Origin of the sequence: Fundicoccus ignavus (assembly GCF_009659375.1) — a bacterium.
Classification (GTDB): Bacteria; Bacillota; Bacilli; order Lactobacillales; family Aerococcaceae; genus Fundicoccus; species Fundicoccus ignavus.
On record NZ_WJQT01000004.1, the window covers coordinates 115,939 to 131,769 of the forward strand.

Here is a 15,831-nt window from a genome sequence, read left to right on the forward strand (position 1 = left end):
CCCTAGTGTGTAAATTTCTTGTTAATTTTGGGTTTTGTGTGTTAAGTTCTCGTAAATTGTGAGTTTCTGGGGGGTGCCTGTGCTACACTTGGTTTAGTCAGATATTTTCCCAGCCAATCGTTTTGTGTCGATAGTTGATCGAATTCTGAGGAGTGGTTTGCCATGTTCGGGTTAAATGTTACACTACACACGAGTTTTCATTTTTATTTTCTTTTGAGCATGGGCTTTTTATGTCTTCGTTTGGCTGTGGCGCTGTTGTTGCTTTTGGTTTCCCTGCCTGTTGTCGGCGTCGTTAATTTAATATTCAATAGATTCTTGGTCGCACGTGACGTTGTTCGTTAGGTGCTCTATTTGTATCCCCTGTGCATTTTTATTTGATGACTTAGAAGGAGGAATTGAATGAATAAAATAATGTGGCACGTTTGTGAGCGAAAAGGTGATGGAATTCGGTGGCAATTTATTGATAGTGTCATTGTTTTCTTGAGTCTCCCATTATATGCGACGAAGGTAGGTGTTTTCAGATTGAGGATGACTATTCAGTCTAGTTATGATATTCCGCCCGACCTGCAAGCGGCTGGAGGTTGCTCTGGTTTGTAGGAGGTGACCCAATATCTCGGTTGACTCTTCCGTTAAAGGGTTTTGAGTCCGTCTTTGATAAGGCGGGCTTTTTATTGTGATAATTTACTTTAATGGGAGTGTTTTGGGTGGAAAGTTAAACTTTTGGTGTTTTCAATCGATAAAATCGTTTGAAGGTGATAAAAAGCAAAGTTAAGCCATCTTAATTTGTTAAAGAAGTCTTAAAGGAACGTAATATTAAAACGGAAGTGTTTATTCGAGAATTCTTTATGGAATATAATTTAATCGAGGCACTTCAAATTTACAAGGCTAACACAAAGGAAACAAAGGCACTAGCTACTATCGCAGATTTGTTGATGGATTAAATCATTAAAGCTGTCTTAATGAAGTGAAATTGAGATGGCTTTTTGCTTTGCGACTTTGTGATTGTGGTGATGGGGTAAATATAGGCAAGCTTCTTAGTGAAGTCATCGGTTATTTAAACTCAATCAGCTGAGCTTTGCCTTGGAAAACCGAGTTTTTTGTTTTAAGGCCGTTTAGAAGCCAAAAAAGACCAGCCATCAGCCAGTCTCCGTAGATTAAACTTTATAGAATTTGTGGACGGCTATGATTTTGACTTTTTCGTATGCCGCTACCTGAGTTGTTCACAGTGAAACTCACGAAAACCTCAAGGCAAGCCTCTGGACCAGTACACGTAAACAGACCAGCCACTATCAGCTTTAACGCGCCTCTAACTTAGCCATGCCGGCCTTGTATAAACGCACAATCTCGTCGACGGCCGCCTGCACATCCAGCTCCGTGTCCAAATAATACAACTTGAAAGTCAGCGGATCAAACAAACGCAGAAAACGCGCGCTCGCACCATAATTGGCCAGAACCTTCTCAAACGGCATCACCGTCGCATCCACAACCATGCCACCAGCCGCTTCAACCGACCAATTCTCAAGCTGACTCGCATAATCACGGTAAAAATCCGCAAAATCCTTCAAATGCCAAGCACCCGTCACACCGAAATAATGACGCAACTCCTTCGACTCCTTACGCCAACCACGACGCTCAGCCCCCAACAAATCCGCCAACAAACCAGCTGCCAACACAAAATTCTGCGAATGCGCCCAGAAAGCCGTCACCGTCGCCGAAGCATCACCCGCCAAATAAGCATTCATTCCCCGAACAGCCTCCAACGCATAATCACACTGCCGCAACACCTCACGCACCTGCATCTGCAAAGAACCCACTTCCATCAACATCACCTCAACTTTATAAACTTATTATAACAAAAATTTCCACCCCGCATATCAAATATGCTACAATGAACCAAACGAAAATGGAGGCGCTACCATGAATATCAGCACACAAAACCAAGAACACTTCCCACAAAATATGAACGATAAACTCGCTCGTATAAAAGAACTCGGCTACGATAGCTACGAAATCGACGGCAAACTCTTACTGACGTCTCTAGCGGAGGCTAAGCGAGCGGTCACATTAACCGGCCTCCCCATCGCTACAGCTTGCGGCGGCTATGAAGGCCATATCGGCGACTATGACGAAAGCCGCCGCCAACGTGCCATCCAAGAAATTGGTGCGATACTAGACGCCCTTCAAGAAGTCGGCGGACACGGAATGGTCGTCCCAGCAGGCTGGGGCTTGCATGAGCATGCAGCAACTCGCACGCCAGCAGAAGACTTCGCCGTTCTAAGCGACTCACTCCGTCGCCTAGAAGCCGTCGCCGAATCCACCGGAACGTACATCTATCTGGAACCACTGAACCAGAAAGAAGACCACCTGCTCAACACGCTGACGCAAGCGCGCCAGCTAATCGTCGAGAACCAACTCGACCGCGTGAAAATCATGGCCGACTTCTACCACATGAACCTTGAAGAAGCCGACATCGAACAAGCCCTACGCGACAATGCCGAATATCTTGGTCACATTCACCTAGCCGACCACCACCGCTACCAACCTGGTTCGGGCAACTTGAATTTCCCGCATTTTCTGGAAGTCCTTGAGGAATTAGGCTACACAGGTGACCTTGCCTTTGAATGTAGTATCGAAGGCGACGATCCAGATCAAGCTATCCGCGAATCGTTAGCTTATTTACGAGGCCAATAAACTTAACCCCCACTCTCACAATGCTTATCGTGAGAGTGGGGTGTTTATTGTTTTATTGTATCAACCTATCACTTAATTGCGGAAACTTGAATTGAATGTTCAAACTCAAACAGCGAGTTTAAACATTGACCCCTTCAATCATCAAACTCAAATGGCGAGTTTAAACATTGAAAGCTAAAAGGGTACAAAATCAGTAAAGATAACTTGAAAACAGTTAGAAAATCCGCCCAAACCACTAAAGAGAAAAATAAAAAACTTCTTTCTCAAAAGAAGTTTCCCTTATTGATTAGTTGGTAAACAATAAGCACTTTATGTTCTTATTCAGAATTGAAATTAAACAAGGTATCTTATCATTATATTCGCTCGTTCTATCGTTATATTGATTATTGTGCATTTTAATGTGTCGACTCAGGATTTGAGTCGACACATTGGCACTCCAACGTGCCAACTCAGATTGCCAGTCGACACGATAGAACTATATTCTGCAATTTTTACTTCAATTTTATGCTGTTTCTAACTTTTTCCAGATTAATTAGCCTATTTACAGCCAAACGTTACCCGAAATTACATTAAAACTCTAACGTGCCGACTCAGATTGCCAGTCGACACCCTAGAACTATATTCTGCAATTTTTACTTCAATTTTATGCTGTTTCTAACTTTTTCCAGATTAATTAGCCTATTTACAGCCAAACATTACCCGAAATTACACTAATATATTCTAATGTGTCGACTCGGGTTTTGAGTCGACACATTGGCACTCCAACGTGCCAACTCAGATTGCCAGTCGACACGATAGAACTATATTCTGCAATTTTCACTTCAAATTTATACTGTTTCTAACTTTTTCCAGATTAATTAGCCTATTTACAGCCAAACATTACCCGAAATTACACTAATATATTCTAATGTGTCGACTCGGGTTTTGAGTCGACACATTGGAACCCCAACGTGCCAACTCAGATTGCCAGTCGACACGCTAGAATTATATTCTGCAATTTTCACTTCAAATATTTACTTTTACTTGCCTTTTTTCAGTCAAATCAGCATATTTACAGCCACAATCCACCTGGAACTCCAACGTGCCAACTCAGATCGCCAGTCGACACGATAGAAGCAGAAACAAAATAAATCATTGGCTATTCATCCCATATTTAGAAACAAAGCTGTTACAACCCCACATAAAATGGTTAAGACTGAAGCCGATTGGATTTGTTTGCCGATTCGGCTTAAGCTCCCTGATCCACAACTAAACCGCAACTACCAGCCCGCGTGGACTTTCGTAAACTTCTACAGGGGTTCCGTACAGCTCGCTCAATATTTCTGGGCGAAAGATTGAGGCGGGAGGTCCGAAATGTTGGATTTGGCCAGCTTGCATCGCGCAGATATAATCTGAGTAGCGAGCGGCAAAGTTCAAGTCGTGTAAGACCATCACAATGGTACGCCCTAAGCTATCGACCGCCTGACGCAAGTGGTCCATCATTTGGACCGAGTGGGCGATATCTAAATTATTCAAGGGTTCGTCTAACAAGATGTAGTCTGTTTCTTGGCACAAGATCATCGCAACATAAGCGCGCTGACGTTGACCGCCCGACAATTCGTCCAAGTAACAATCGGCAATCGATTCTAGATTGAAGAATTCAATATAGCGCGCGATCGCCTGATAGTCCACAACCGTCAGGCGGCCACCAGAATAGGGAAAGCGTCCGAAAGCGACTAATTGACGCACGGTTAGGCGCGTGATGAAGTGATTGTCTTGGCGGAGAATAGCCAAGACGCGCGCTAAGTCACCCGACCGTGTATCTGCTACATTCATTCCGGCTACATGAATAGTGCCGGCGTCTAGTTTCAACAAGCGTCCAATCATTAACAACATAGTGGATTTACCGGCACCGTTAGGTCCAATCAATGACGTCAGACCCGCCTTGGGGATGTCCAGAGTTAAGGGTCCAACGCTCGATGATTGTGAGTAGTATTTTGACACGGTGGTTAGTTTAATCATGCTTTACCTCTTTTCATTAGGAGTGCTAGGAAGGTCAGGCCACCGACGAGTTCGATGATGAGGGTGACAACACCTTGGGCGCTAAATACGTGGAACATTAAGAAATAGGCGCCGGTCAGGACGCAGTAGCTGAGCAAAATCACGACTGGAAATTGGTAGCGGTGGTCGTAAGTTGAGACGAGTTGATAGGTCAAGGTGGCGGCTAGAAAGCCTAGGAAAGTGATGGGGCCCAACAACGCGGTTGAGACGCTCATCAAAATCGATACGATTGTTAGAATTTTAAATTCACAATAACGATATTTCACACCGAGGCTGACGGCGACGTCTGGTCCAAGGCGCATGGTATTCATGCAGTTGGATGAGGTCAATAACCAGACAAGAGCCACCACCACCAGCAAAATAGCAATTGGGAAGCTCTCGGCATCGGCGTTATTGACAGAAGCGAATAGTCTCGCTTGCAAAATATCGAATTCAGCTGGCTCCAATAAGCGGCGCATGAAAGTCGCAAGGCTGCGCAATGAGGTGCCGAGCACGATGCCGACTAACAATAATAATTGTAAATTTTGGCGAGCGCTGTTCAAGAGACTGCCGTACAATAGAAGCGATAGGCCGACCATCAAGCCGACTTGCAATAAAAAGGCGCCCGCACCGTTGAAAGCTAATAAAACTTGAAGGCCGCCAAAGAATAATAAGCTAGTTTGAATGACCGAGTATAAGGCTTCAAAACCAAGGAGCGATGGGGTAATGATGCGATTATTAGTCACCGTCTGGAAGGCGAGCGTAGCCACTCCCTGGCAAACTGCACCGATACCCATCGCGATTAAGGCATTTAAGCGCCGCTGTACCACAGGTCCGAAGGAGGGCGACGTAACCGCCACGGGATTATTGTAAAGCAATAATCCTAAAGTAAATACCACAGCCCCCACTGCCAGAATACTAAGCAAATAAATATAGCGAATATAACTTTCGCGCGTTCGAAAGGCGTGAGGGTGATTTAACGGCATCTGCTTATTTGGGGTAGGATTATCCTGTAGGCCAGAATTTCGCTGACTTCCCAAACTAAGCTTGCCAGCAGTTGCGATTAATTTAGTCACCTTGTTTACCTCCTCTTTTAGCTTGTTGCCAGAGTAATAAAAGAAAAATAGCACTGCCCAATGTTCCGAGAATAAGCGAAACCGGCATCTCAAGCGGGGCCACAATTGTTCGTGAGACTAAATCGCAAGCTGTGATTAACATCATGCCCAGTAAACAAACATACGGTAAGTTAGACCGCAAATCATCACCGCGCCACATTGAGACTAAATTCGGCACAATCAAGCCTAAGAAGGGCAGCTGGCCAATGACTGCAGTGACAATGCCGACAGCCAAAGCAACCAGCCCCACTCCGAGCAACAAGACAGCTTGGAAATTTACCCCCAAACTCGTCGCAGTATCTTTGCCTAAGCCGACCACCATCAAACGATCTGACACCAGAAAAATAATTACCGTAATCAACGCAATCAACCATAAATACTCATAACGACCGGCTTGAACTTGGGTGAAGGAACCCGTGAACCAAACCTCTAATGACTGACTCAGCGAGAAAACTAAAGCCAGAAAGCTCGAAACAGCAGAGACGACGGCGCCCAACATCAGGCCAACAATCGGCACCATCAGCGAAGTCTGCAGCTGTAAGCGTTGAATGATGAAAAAGAAAATCAAGGTGCCGAGAAAGGCGCACACAATGGCAGCTGACATCCGCTGGAATAGGGTAGGCGCCGGCAAGTAGGCATATGCTAAGGTTAAGCCCAACCCCGCCCATTCGATTGTGCCGGCGGTCGTCGGTTCCGCAAAACGATTTTGTGTTAGCAACTGCATCACTAAGCCGCAAATCGACAAGGCAGCCCCCGATAAAAGCAGCGAAACCGTGCGCGGTACCCGAGTGATCCAGAACATTTGCCAACCATCTGGCTGATTCAAGATGTCGTAGGCGCCGGTTTTCAAGGACAAAGCGATCAAGCCCACTAACCCTATGCCCAGTAATAGCAAGTAATTTCGACTCCGTATCATCATCTTTCCCCCCCCAATCAGAATACTTACCAACATCACGCGCGCTTAAGCAATACGCACCCTGAACTCAAGAGCCACTTGTAATTTTTTTGTGTCACACTCACTACTGGCCGGCAAAGGCAGCTGCTAATAGTTCGAATAATTCGATATAAGTTTGAATCGATTCATTGGTATAAGTGTCGGCTGGCGCATACAAAATATTACCGGACTGAATGGCGTTCGTATTCTGTAAGGCGGTGGCGTTTTCGATAACATCAGTTGCAGGAGTAGCACCTTCTGATGAAGAGACGCCGGCATCGCGGTCGAGTACCATTAGCCAATCTGGATCGCTTTGTGCGATGGCCTCAACTGAGATGTCGTCGCCTGTGTGGCTTGATGAAGCGTTGTCCAAGTCCAAGCTTGCTTTCCAACCGAAGATTTCATACAATGGTCCCCAAACTCGACCAGAATTAGGTGCAGAGAAACCAATTTCGCCTCCTGAAACTACAACAGATAAAATCGTATCCTGTCCGTTATAGGCTTCTGTCGCGGCCAACAATGCAGCATCCAAGTCCGCAACTAAGGCTTCCGCTTCTGCTTCATGTCCGAAGATGGCCCCTAAACTTAAAGTCGAAGACTTGAAGCCGTTGAGTAAGTTTTGACCAGTGGATCCATCATCGTTCGACACGTCCCAACTAAAATCCAGGACGGCAGCATTGGGAACTAAAGCTTTGATTTCATCATAATAAGAAGCGAACCGTTGACCGACAATTACTAAATCGGGCTCGGCAGCTGCTAACAATTCTAAATTCGGTTCACGGTGATTGCCTAAATTGACAACACTCTCGTCTGCCACATAAGGGTTGTTCGCTGGCATCACGTCTTTAGGTGCCGCCGCCAAGGTCACGCCCCAATCCGCTAACGTCTCAAAGGTACGGTTGTCTAAAGCCACAACGACTTGTGGGTTCACGGGAACTTCCACAACGCCGTGAATATCCTCGACTGAAAGGGTATCAGCAGCCATCGCGACTGCAGCAGTGGAATCGTGGTGTTCCACTAAGGTGATGCCAATCGGTGCTAAGGTAATACTTGCAAGTAAACTAACTAAAAGTCTTTTGTTCATTTTCATAAATGCTCCTCGTTTAAAATTGTATTGTGTCTATTTGATTTGGTGGTGGTGTAGGCTCCGCTCATTGTAGTGCTTTACCGGGGCTTTGAGAGCTCAAGTGGCTAGGCTGTGTTTACTTTTCTCTCAAAGATTCAAGTAGTTTTTGTTGGGAACTGTAGCCCAATCCATTTCAATGTTCAAACTCTCGATTTTAGTTTGAACATTGAAGCCTTCAAGGCACGTTGACCTAACCAATGTGCCAACTCAACATCTGAGTCGACACGTTAACCAATCCAATGTGCCAACTCAAATCCCCAGTCGACACATTGAACCAAAAACTCTTCGTATTAAGTAAATTTCAGACGGAAAGTTGCCTTTTTCCAGCAATTTTTCAGGATTTTGCCATGTTTTGTACTCTAATGTGCCAACTCAAACTCTGAGTCGACACGTTAACCAATCCAATGTGCCAACTCAAATCCCCAGTCGACACATTGAAACAAAAACTCTTCGTATTAAGCAAATTTCAGACGGAAAAACACCTTTTTCCAGCAATTTTTCAGGTTTTTACCATGTTTCGTACTCTAACGTGCCAACTCAAACTCTGAGTCGACACGTTAACCAATCCAATGTGCCAACTCGTGGGTTGGGTTAGCGCATTGAAGCCTTCAATCATCAAACCCAGCCTCAGAGTTAGCGCATTGAGGCCTTCAATCATCAAACTTAGCCTCTGAGTTTGCACATTGAAACAAATACCCCAAGGCGGTAACTTCCTCCTTGCGTCGGAAGTCCTTAAACATCCGTCACTCCAAGCTGATGATTCGCATGATTCCTTTGACAACCCATCAAAACAATAAAGAGTCCCACCTACGTTTAGTATTTCAACAAAAAAACCGCTATATGATCAAGCTAAAACCAAAAGCTTAATATAATGACTTCCGGTGTCATCTAAAAATCTCTAATTCCCCCTGCAGGTTGTCTGGTTACCATTGCTTGAAAAGATGTGTACAGTGGACAAGCCGCTTCATCACAAATGAAAATATTAAGGTGAGGTTGTGACGACTGCCCATCTTCCGCCTCATAATCATCACGCATACTTCGGCGGTATTGTTGCAGCATATAGTTGCGCGCATGACGTACTTGTTGACCCAACGCCTTCTCCAAGACACTCGCTTCTTTATGAATCAAACTGTTTAAAATCACTAACTGTTCGCGCAAGGCAATCTGTTGATGACGTAAGTCGCCCTCTAACAAATAGCTTAAACGGTTGGAAAAAATCGTTAATTCATCCAATAAATGTTTCAAAATAGGACTCTTTGCGATCGGGATAATTAACTCTTTGAACTGTTGAGTGAGTTGGGCTAATTTATCGAATTGATAAGTCGCTTCATATCGCTTTAATTGACTGAAGTCCATGGCTAAGCTGTCCAGTTGGGCTTGGCTCAATTTACGCATCGCTTCGTGATACAACAATTGATCGAGTTGTAATTGAATGGCATAAATTTCGCTGATGGTATCCTCGGTAATATTGATGACGCGAACCCCGCGATTATCTTCATAAGCCACCAAGTGCTCGGCTGCCAACTGATCCAATGCCTTACGCAAGGGAGTACGCGATATGTTCAAGGCTTTGGCTAATTGTTGTTCGTTGATGCGTTCATCTAGCGCTAAGTCGCCCGCTAAAATTAGCTTTTTCAAACTGTCATAAAGGACTTGTGACAGTTGTTTTTTGCCACGCGCGGCTAATTGACTTTTGATAGACAGCACGTCGTTCGTTTCCATCTGAGCTCCTCCTTAAGATTTTAGATAAGTTTATAGTATCACATGGAATGTGAAAAACAAGTACAAAAAAACATTTTTAACGAAAATGTTTTTAAGCCTAGACAAATGATAAAGTGTGAATTATCATTGTTTATAACAAGTTTTCGTGCGTGATATAAAATTTTATATAAAACAAAATACGCACTTATATAAAAGTGTATAAAATCACAAAATGGTATATTTGAAAGGAAAGGGTGATGGAAATGGCAACACTAGAAATTATCGACTTACACGTGGCGATTGAAGGCAAGGAAATATTAAAAGGGGTGGACCTCACGCTGAACACCAATGAAATTCACGCGATTATGGGGCCGAATGGAGCTGGAAAATCAACGCTGGCCGCAGCAATTATGGGGAACCCTGCTTATGAAGTGACGCAAGGCCAAGTGCTGCTCGATGGGCAGGATGTGCTTGAGATGGAAGTCGACGAGAGAGCGCGCGCTGGTCTGTTTCTCGCTGTTCAGTACCCGAGTGAGATACCAGGGGTGACGAATGCCAGTTTCTTAAGAGCGGCAATGAATGCGCGACGAGCAGAAGATGACAAAATAGGCGTTCGTCAATTTATGCAGAAACTCGATGAGAAAATGGCCTTACTTGAGATGCCTGAAGAAATGGCGCTGCGTTATCTTAACGAAGGCTTTTCAGGTGGAGAGAAGAAGCGTAATGAAATCTTGCAGTGTTTAATGATTGAACCGACATTTGCGCTTCTAGATGAAATTGATTCAGGTCTGGATATTGATGCTTTACAAATTGTTGCTCGCGGGGTGAATGCCTTACGAGGTAAGCAGTTTGGGTCATTGATTATTACACACTACCAACGATTGTTGAATTATATTCAGCCTGATATCGTGCATATCATGATGGATGGGCGGATTGCTTTTTCTGGCGGGCCTGAACTCGCGAAGCAACTCGAAGCAGAAGGCTATAAAGGTTTAGCGACAACTGAAAAGGAAGGCTAGGTGCGAAATGCTGAATAAAACTACTACAAAGTGGCAAGCGTTGGACTGGCCTCAGATTGAACGTGTGTCGTTTCAAGATTGGCCGCTTTTAGTGACGGATCTATCTGACAAAACAGTCGACCTACCACCACTTGCTTATGATAATTATACTAGCGAAACGTCAGTAGAAGACAGTCAAATTCGTCTGGTTTATAGTGGCCAAACCTTTCTTGAAAAACACATACCCGCTCACTTAGAAGCTGCTGGAGTCATCGTTGTCGATTGGCAGGAGGCGACAGTGCGTTTTCCAGAATTGGTCAAAGAATATTTATACAGCGTCATTCCTGAAAAGGCTGATCGAGTGCTCGCTTATCATCGTGAGTATTTTGACGGGGGGGTATTTATTTATATTCCGGATCATTATGAAGAAAAAGTTGTGATTGATTGTTTGATTTTGCAGGATAGTCGGGCGGCTCAAACGTGTAATTTGCGAAGTGTAATTGTGGCGGGTGTTCATGCGCGTTTGGAATATATCGAGCGCTTGCAGACTATAGGAGAAGTTGCTAATAGTGCGGTGATAATAACTGAAGTCGTGGCACGCGCTGGTTCGCAAATTAAATATTGTGCGATTGATTCTTTAGCAGCGAAGACGACGGCATATATTAAACGTTATGCCAGAACTGAAAATGATGCGGTGGTCAATTGGGCGATTGGTGCCATGAATGATGGGCATACGATTCTAGACACGGATACTTATTTAGATGGTAAAGGATCAGAATCTCAATTAGCCATTGTTGCCATTGCCTCGCAAGATCAAGTGCAGGGGATTGATGCGAAAGTTGTCAATCGAGGACATTATTCAATTGGGAATATTCTCCAACACGGTGTCATTCTTGATCGTGCGACCTTAACTTTTAATGGTATTGGACTGATTGAAAAGAATGCTAAACATGCCGATGCTCAACAAGAAAGTCGTGTCATGATGCTATCTGATGAGGCACGCGGCGATGCCAATCCGATTCTCTTAATCGAAGAATTCGAAGTGACGGCGGGGCATGCGGCAAGCGCCGGACAGCTTGATGAACAACAACTTTACTATTTGATGAGCCGTGGTTTACCGCGACAAGAAGCTGAATTTCTGGTTGTGCGAGGTTTCCTAGGCTCCGTTATTCAAGAAATGCCATCACAATTAGTGCGCGATCAAATGGTCGCGATTATAGACCGTAAACTTGCTAGCTTAATGTAAGGAGGGAATGTGTGGGCGGAGGTTAGTAGCTCTAAGTGCTATTAATAGCGTAAGGTAAACAACAATCGAAACAATATGCAGACACGCATAAATCCACACAAGCCCAATCGAAGGAGGGACACCTGTTATGAACAGCGAGACACAGCGCCAGGCGCAAACACTAGGCCAAGCGGAAATACAACACCAAACACAAGTAGCGCACAATAAGGCAGAAGGCTTGCAAACCGCGGAACTCGACACAATACGTAGCGCTTTTCCGGCTTTACACCAAGTGGTCAATGACGAGCGACTAATTTATTTTGATAATGCGGCGACCACCCACAAACCGCAAACAGTCATCGATCGACTGGTTAAATTTTATCAGCAAGATAATGCGAATATCCACCGTGGCGTACATACCTTGGCGCAACGTGCAACCGATCAATATGAAAGGGCTCGTCAAACGGTGGCTAACTTTATTGGGAGCCAATCCGCTTCAGAAATCAGTTTTACAAGTGGAACGACGGCTAGCTTGAACCACCTGGCACGCGGCTTAGTGGAACCGCAGCTAAAAGCCGGCGATCAGATTATGGTGACCGTCTTGGAACATCATTCAAATCTGGTACCTTGGCAAGAAGTCGCCAAACGAACGGGAGCTGAATTAATTTACGCACCGCTAGACCCTTTGACTGGGAAAGTTGACTTAGCGCGACTTGCGAACGAAACGGATACCCGCAGGCTTAAAGTGATTGCCATCCAACACGTTTCGAATGTGCTAGGGCTTGAGCAACCGATTAAAGCCATTACCGACTGGGCGCACCAACAAGCGCAAGCATCACAAATACAAGCACAGCCCGAAATCGGCACAGAAGCCAGCATTAACACAAGCACCAAAAATAGCACCAACAATAGCACCAACCACCCACAAGCACGAGACATCCAGCCGAATCCGCATGACATTCTCGTGATTGTCGATGGCGCGCAAGCAGTCGCCCACCTGCCAGTAAATGTCCAAGCATTGGGCGTTGATGCGTATTGTTTTAGCGGACATAAACTTTATGCGCCGACTGGCATTGGTGTGTGTTACCTCCAAGCTAAGCATCACGACCGGACTCAACCGACGCAGTTCGGAGGCGAAATGATTCACTTAGTGGGAGACTATCAAAGCAATTATAAACAGGCGCCCTGGAAATTTGAAGCCGGCACACCACCCATTGCACAAGCGATCGCGCTCGCAGAAGCCATAGAATTCTTGACGCAATTTGACTGGCAAACGCTACAGGTTCACGAAAAGAACCTAACGCACCAATTGGTACAAGGCTTACAAAGCATATCAGGAATTACGCTCTTGCACCCGCCGCAACAAGCCGACTACCACGGCATCGTCAGCTACAACATTGAGGGCGTCCATCCGCATGACGCCGCCACCGGCTACGACCAAGAAGGCATCGCCATACGAGCCGGCCACCACTGCGCCCAACCCTTGATGCGCTACCTCAACGTAACCGCAACCCTAAGAGCCAGCCTATCACTATACAATACCCAAGCCGAAGTCGAACAATTCCTACAATCGACCCAAGCCATAAAGGAGTTTTTTGCCCATGGCACTCAACAACCTAAATAACCTATACCGAGAAGTCATCCTGGATCACGGCCACCACCCCCGCCACAACCGGAAACTGGCCAACCCTACCCACCAAATGGAACTACTCAACCCAACCTGCGGCGACGCCATCACCGTCCAAATCCAAGTGGACAATAACCAAATAACCGACATCGCCTTTACCGGCCACGGCTGCACCATCAGCACCGCCAGCGCCAGCATGATGACCGAAACCCTGATAAACCAGACCATCGACCAAGCCCAAACACTCATTCAAACATTCAACACCCTCATTACCACAGGAGAAATAAGCCCTCCAGAAGCAGACGACTTATTACAAGACACCGCCTTACTAGCAGGCCTCAAACAATTTCCTAGTCGCTACAAATGCGGCATCCTCGCCTGGAAGGCGGTTGAGTTGGGACTCTCCCCAACCGAAAGTCAAACAAACACTTTATAGATGAAACACGTATGAAAGGAGCAATTAACCATGACAGAAGAAGTACCCGTACTGTCCGACTACGCCTATGGCTTTCGTGACGAAGCCGAAATCATTTTTTCAACCGGAAAAGGCTTGAATGAACATGTCGTCCGTACGATTTCAAGCGAAAAAAACGAACCCCAATGGATGTTAGACTACCGCCTCGAAAGCCTCGAAGCATTCCACCAGCAGAAAATCGCTGACTGGGGCGCAGATTTATCGCAGCTAGACTTAAATGACATTACCTATTACCAGAAAGCTACTTCGCAACCAGCCCGCTCTTGGGAAGATGTACCCGAGGAATTAAAAGTAACCTTTGAGCGTCTAGGTATTCCTGAAGCTGAACGTGCTTACTTAGCTGGAGCAGCCGTCCAATATGAATCAGAGTCTGTTTATCACAACTTAAAACAAGAATTTGAAAAATTAGGCATTATTTTCACCGACACTGATACGGCCTTGAGAGATTACCCCGAGCTTTTTAAGGAATATTTTGGCACGGTGGTGAGTAAAGAAGATAACTTCGAAGCGGCTTTGAACAGCGCGGTTTGGAGTGGCGGGACCTTTATTTATGTTCCTAAGGGGGTGCGCTGTGATATTCCCTTGCAGACATATTTCCGGATTAATAATGAAGGGTCGGGGCAGTTTGAGCGGACGCTGATTATTGTGGACGAAGGCGCGAGTATTCATTACGTGGAAGGATGTACGGCGCCCACCTATTCGACGGCTTCTTTGCATGCGGCGATTGTCGAGATTATCGTGAAAAAAGACGCTTATTGTCGTTACACCACGATTCAAAACTGGTCAAGTAACGTTTATAATTTAGTCACGAAACGCGCACATGCTTATGAAGGGGGCGTCATGGAATGGGTAGACGGCAATCTTGGCGCCCACATTACCATGAAATATCCAAGTGTGTTCCTAAAAGGTGAAGGTGCGCGTGGGACAATGCTTTCGGTAGCTTTTGCGGGCGCGGGACAAATTCAAGACACGGGTGCCAAGATGATTCACCAAGCGCCGAATACTTCGAGCTCGATTGTTTCTAAATCGATTGCGAAAGATGGCGGCGAGGTCAATTACCGCGGTCAAGTCTATTTCGGAGAGAATTCTCAGGAATCGATTTCACATATTGAGTGCGATACGATTATTATGGACGAACTATCGAAATCCGATACGATTCCTTACAATGAAATTCATAACGGGCAAGTGTCGCTAGAGCACGAAGCTAAAGTATCGCGCATTTCTGAAGAACAACTATTTTACTTGATGAGCCGCGGTCTATCCGAAGAAGAAGCCACCGGCATGTTGGTGATGGGCTTTGTCGAACCCTTCACCAAAGAACTCCCAATGGAATACGCCGTCGAGCTCAACCGCTTGATTGCCTATTCGATGGAGGGTTCTGTTGGCTAAAAGTTTATATGTGTTTAAACCAAGTAGTTGCTGAGGTGTGACTGCTTGGTTTCTTTGTCTTGTTCGCGAACTTAAAACAAATGTCAAAAAACGTCAAGAAATGCTTGCATTTTATACAGGATTATCTTACAATAATAATTGTAATTAGCACTCAAACAATTCGAGTGCTAACAAAAAACAATCACAGAATTTGGAGGGAACAACATAATGTTAAAACCGTTAGGAGAACGCGTTGTCATTAAAGTTGCAGAAGTTGAAGAGAAATCGGCTGGAGGCTTAGTACTACCAAGTTCGGCCAAAGAGAAGCAACAAATCGGAGAAATAATCGCTGTAGGAAACGACATCGATTCAGAAGATGGCGTTAAAATTGGTGATACAGTGATTTTTAAAGCTTACACAGGTACTGAAGTGACTGACGCAGGTCAAACTTACCTAGTAATCGAATTAGACGACTTATTAGCAGTCGTTGAATAATTAAACCGACATTAAACAAAATAGCTAGCAGCCCAAAGCTAGCACGCACATAATAAA

At 45.2% G+C, this 15,831-nt stretch carries 13 protein-coding genes; 7 read left to right on the forward strand and 6 right to left on the reverse strand.

Features of this window, described 5'->3' with window-relative positions:
* Nucleotides 1–1,295 precede the first annotated feature (1,295 nt).
* The gene (locus GF867_RS04665; protein ID WP_153831953.1) at nt 1,296–1,820 is read right to left on the reverse strand and encodes a hypothetical protein; all 525 of its coding nucleotides are present in this window, start codon (nt 1,818–1,820) and stop codon (nt 1,296–1,298) included.
* 97 nt (nt 1,821–1,917) lie between these two features.
* Here GF867_RS04665 and GF867_RS04670 point away from each other — a divergent pair, with 97 nt between their 5' ends.
* Entirely contained in the window at nt 1,918–2,691 is a 774-nt protein-coding gene (locus GF867_RS04670) for a sugar phosphate isomerase/epimerase family protein (protein ID WP_153831954.1), read from the forward strand.
* 1,248 nt (nt 2,692–3,939) lie between these two features.
* Here the strand turns inward: GF867_RS04670 and GF867_RS04675 are convergent.
* The 5 genes from GF867_RS04675 to GF867_RS04695 all read right to left on the reverse strand — a co-directional run bounded on the left by GF867_RS04675 (nt 3,940) and on the right by GF867_RS04695 (nt 9,607).
* The gene (locus GF867_RS04675) at nt 3,940–4,692 is read right to left on the reverse strand and encodes an iron ABC transporter ATP-binding protein (RefSeq protein ID WP_153831955.1); all 753 of its coding nucleotides are present in this window, start codon (nt 4,690–4,692) and stop codon (nt 3,940–3,942) included.
* Complete coding sequence (locus GF867_RS04680; RefSeq protein ID WP_366927750.1) at nt 4,689–5,786, reverse strand: iron chelate uptake ABC transporter family permease subunit; 1,098 nt, start codon at nt 5,784–5,786, stop codon at nt 4,689–4,691. The genes GF867_RS04675 and GF867_RS04680 overlap by 4 nt, the downstream gene beginning before the upstream one ends.
* Nucleotides 5,779–6,744, reverse strand: a complete 966-nt coding sequence (locus GF867_RS04685; protein WP_253940731.1) for an ABC transporter permease — start codon at nt 6,742–6,744, stop codon at nt 5,779–5,781. The genes GF867_RS04680 and GF867_RS04685 overlap by 8 nt, the downstream gene beginning before the upstream one ends.
* A gap of 100 nt (nt 6,745–6,844) precedes the next feature.
* Nucleotides 6,845–7,849 (reverse strand): siderophore ABC transporter substrate-binding protein, encoded by a 1,005-nt coding sequence (locus GF867_RS04690; RefSeq protein WP_153831957.1) that lies wholly within the window; start codon nt 7,847–7,849, stop codon nt 6,845–6,847.
* A gap of 924 nt (nt 7,850–8,773) precedes the next feature.
* Complete coding sequence (locus GF867_RS04695; protein ID WP_153831958.1) at nt 8,774–9,607, reverse strand: GntR family transcriptional regulator; 834 nt, start codon at nt 9,605–9,607, stop codon at nt 8,774–8,776.
* A gap of 242 nt (nt 9,608–9,849) precedes the next feature.
* Between GF867_RS04695 and sufC the strand changes: the two genes are divergently transcribed.
* From sufC to GF867_RS04725, 6 genes are all read left to right on the forward strand, one after another.
* Nucleotides 9,850–10,605 carry a Fe-S cluster assembly ATPase SufC gene (gene sufC, locus GF867_RS04700; protein WP_153831959.1) on the forward strand — a complete coding sequence of 252 codons (756 nt, stop codon included), beginning with the start codon at nt 9,850–9,852 and terminating at the stop codon, nt 10,603–10,605.
* 7 nt (nt 10,606–10,612) lie between these two features.
* A complete protein-coding gene (locus tag GF867_RS04705) occupies nt 10,613–11,830 on the forward strand; it encodes a SufB/SufD family protein (RefSeq protein WP_153831960.1) in 1,218 nt (405 codons plus the stop codon).
* 127 nt (nt 11,831–11,957) lie between these two features.
* The gene (locus tag GF867_RS04710) at nt 11,958–13,433 is read left to right on the forward strand and encodes an aminotransferase class V-fold PLP-dependent enzyme (RefSeq protein ID WP_153831961.1); all 1,476 of its coding nucleotides are present in this window, start codon (nt 11,958–11,960) and stop codon (nt 13,431–13,433) included.
* Nucleotides 13,411–13,872: a Fe-S cluster assembly sulfur transfer protein SufU gene (gene sufU, locus GF867_RS04715; RefSeq protein WP_153831962.1), complete on the forward strand. Its 462-nt coding sequence runs from the start codon at nt 13,411–13,413 to the stop codon at nt 13,870–13,872. Before GF867_RS04710 ends, sufU begins: the two co-directional genes overlap by 23 nt.
* Before the next feature lie 30 nt (nt 13,873–13,902).
* Nucleotides 13,903–15,300 carry a Fe-S cluster assembly protein SufB gene (gene sufB / locus GF867_RS04720; RefSeq protein WP_153831963.1) on the forward strand — a complete coding sequence of 466 codons (1,398 nt, stop codon included), beginning with the start codon at nt 13,903–13,905 and terminating at the stop codon, nt 15,298–15,300.
* A gap of 207 nt (nt 15,301–15,507) precedes the next feature.
* On the forward strand, nt 15,508–15,774 hold the full coding sequence (locus GF867_RS04725; RefSeq protein ID WP_153831964.1) for a co-chaperone GroES: 267 nt from the start codon (nt 15,508–15,510) through the stop codon (nt 15,772–15,774).
* Nucleotides 15,775–15,831 lie beyond the last annotated feature (57 nt).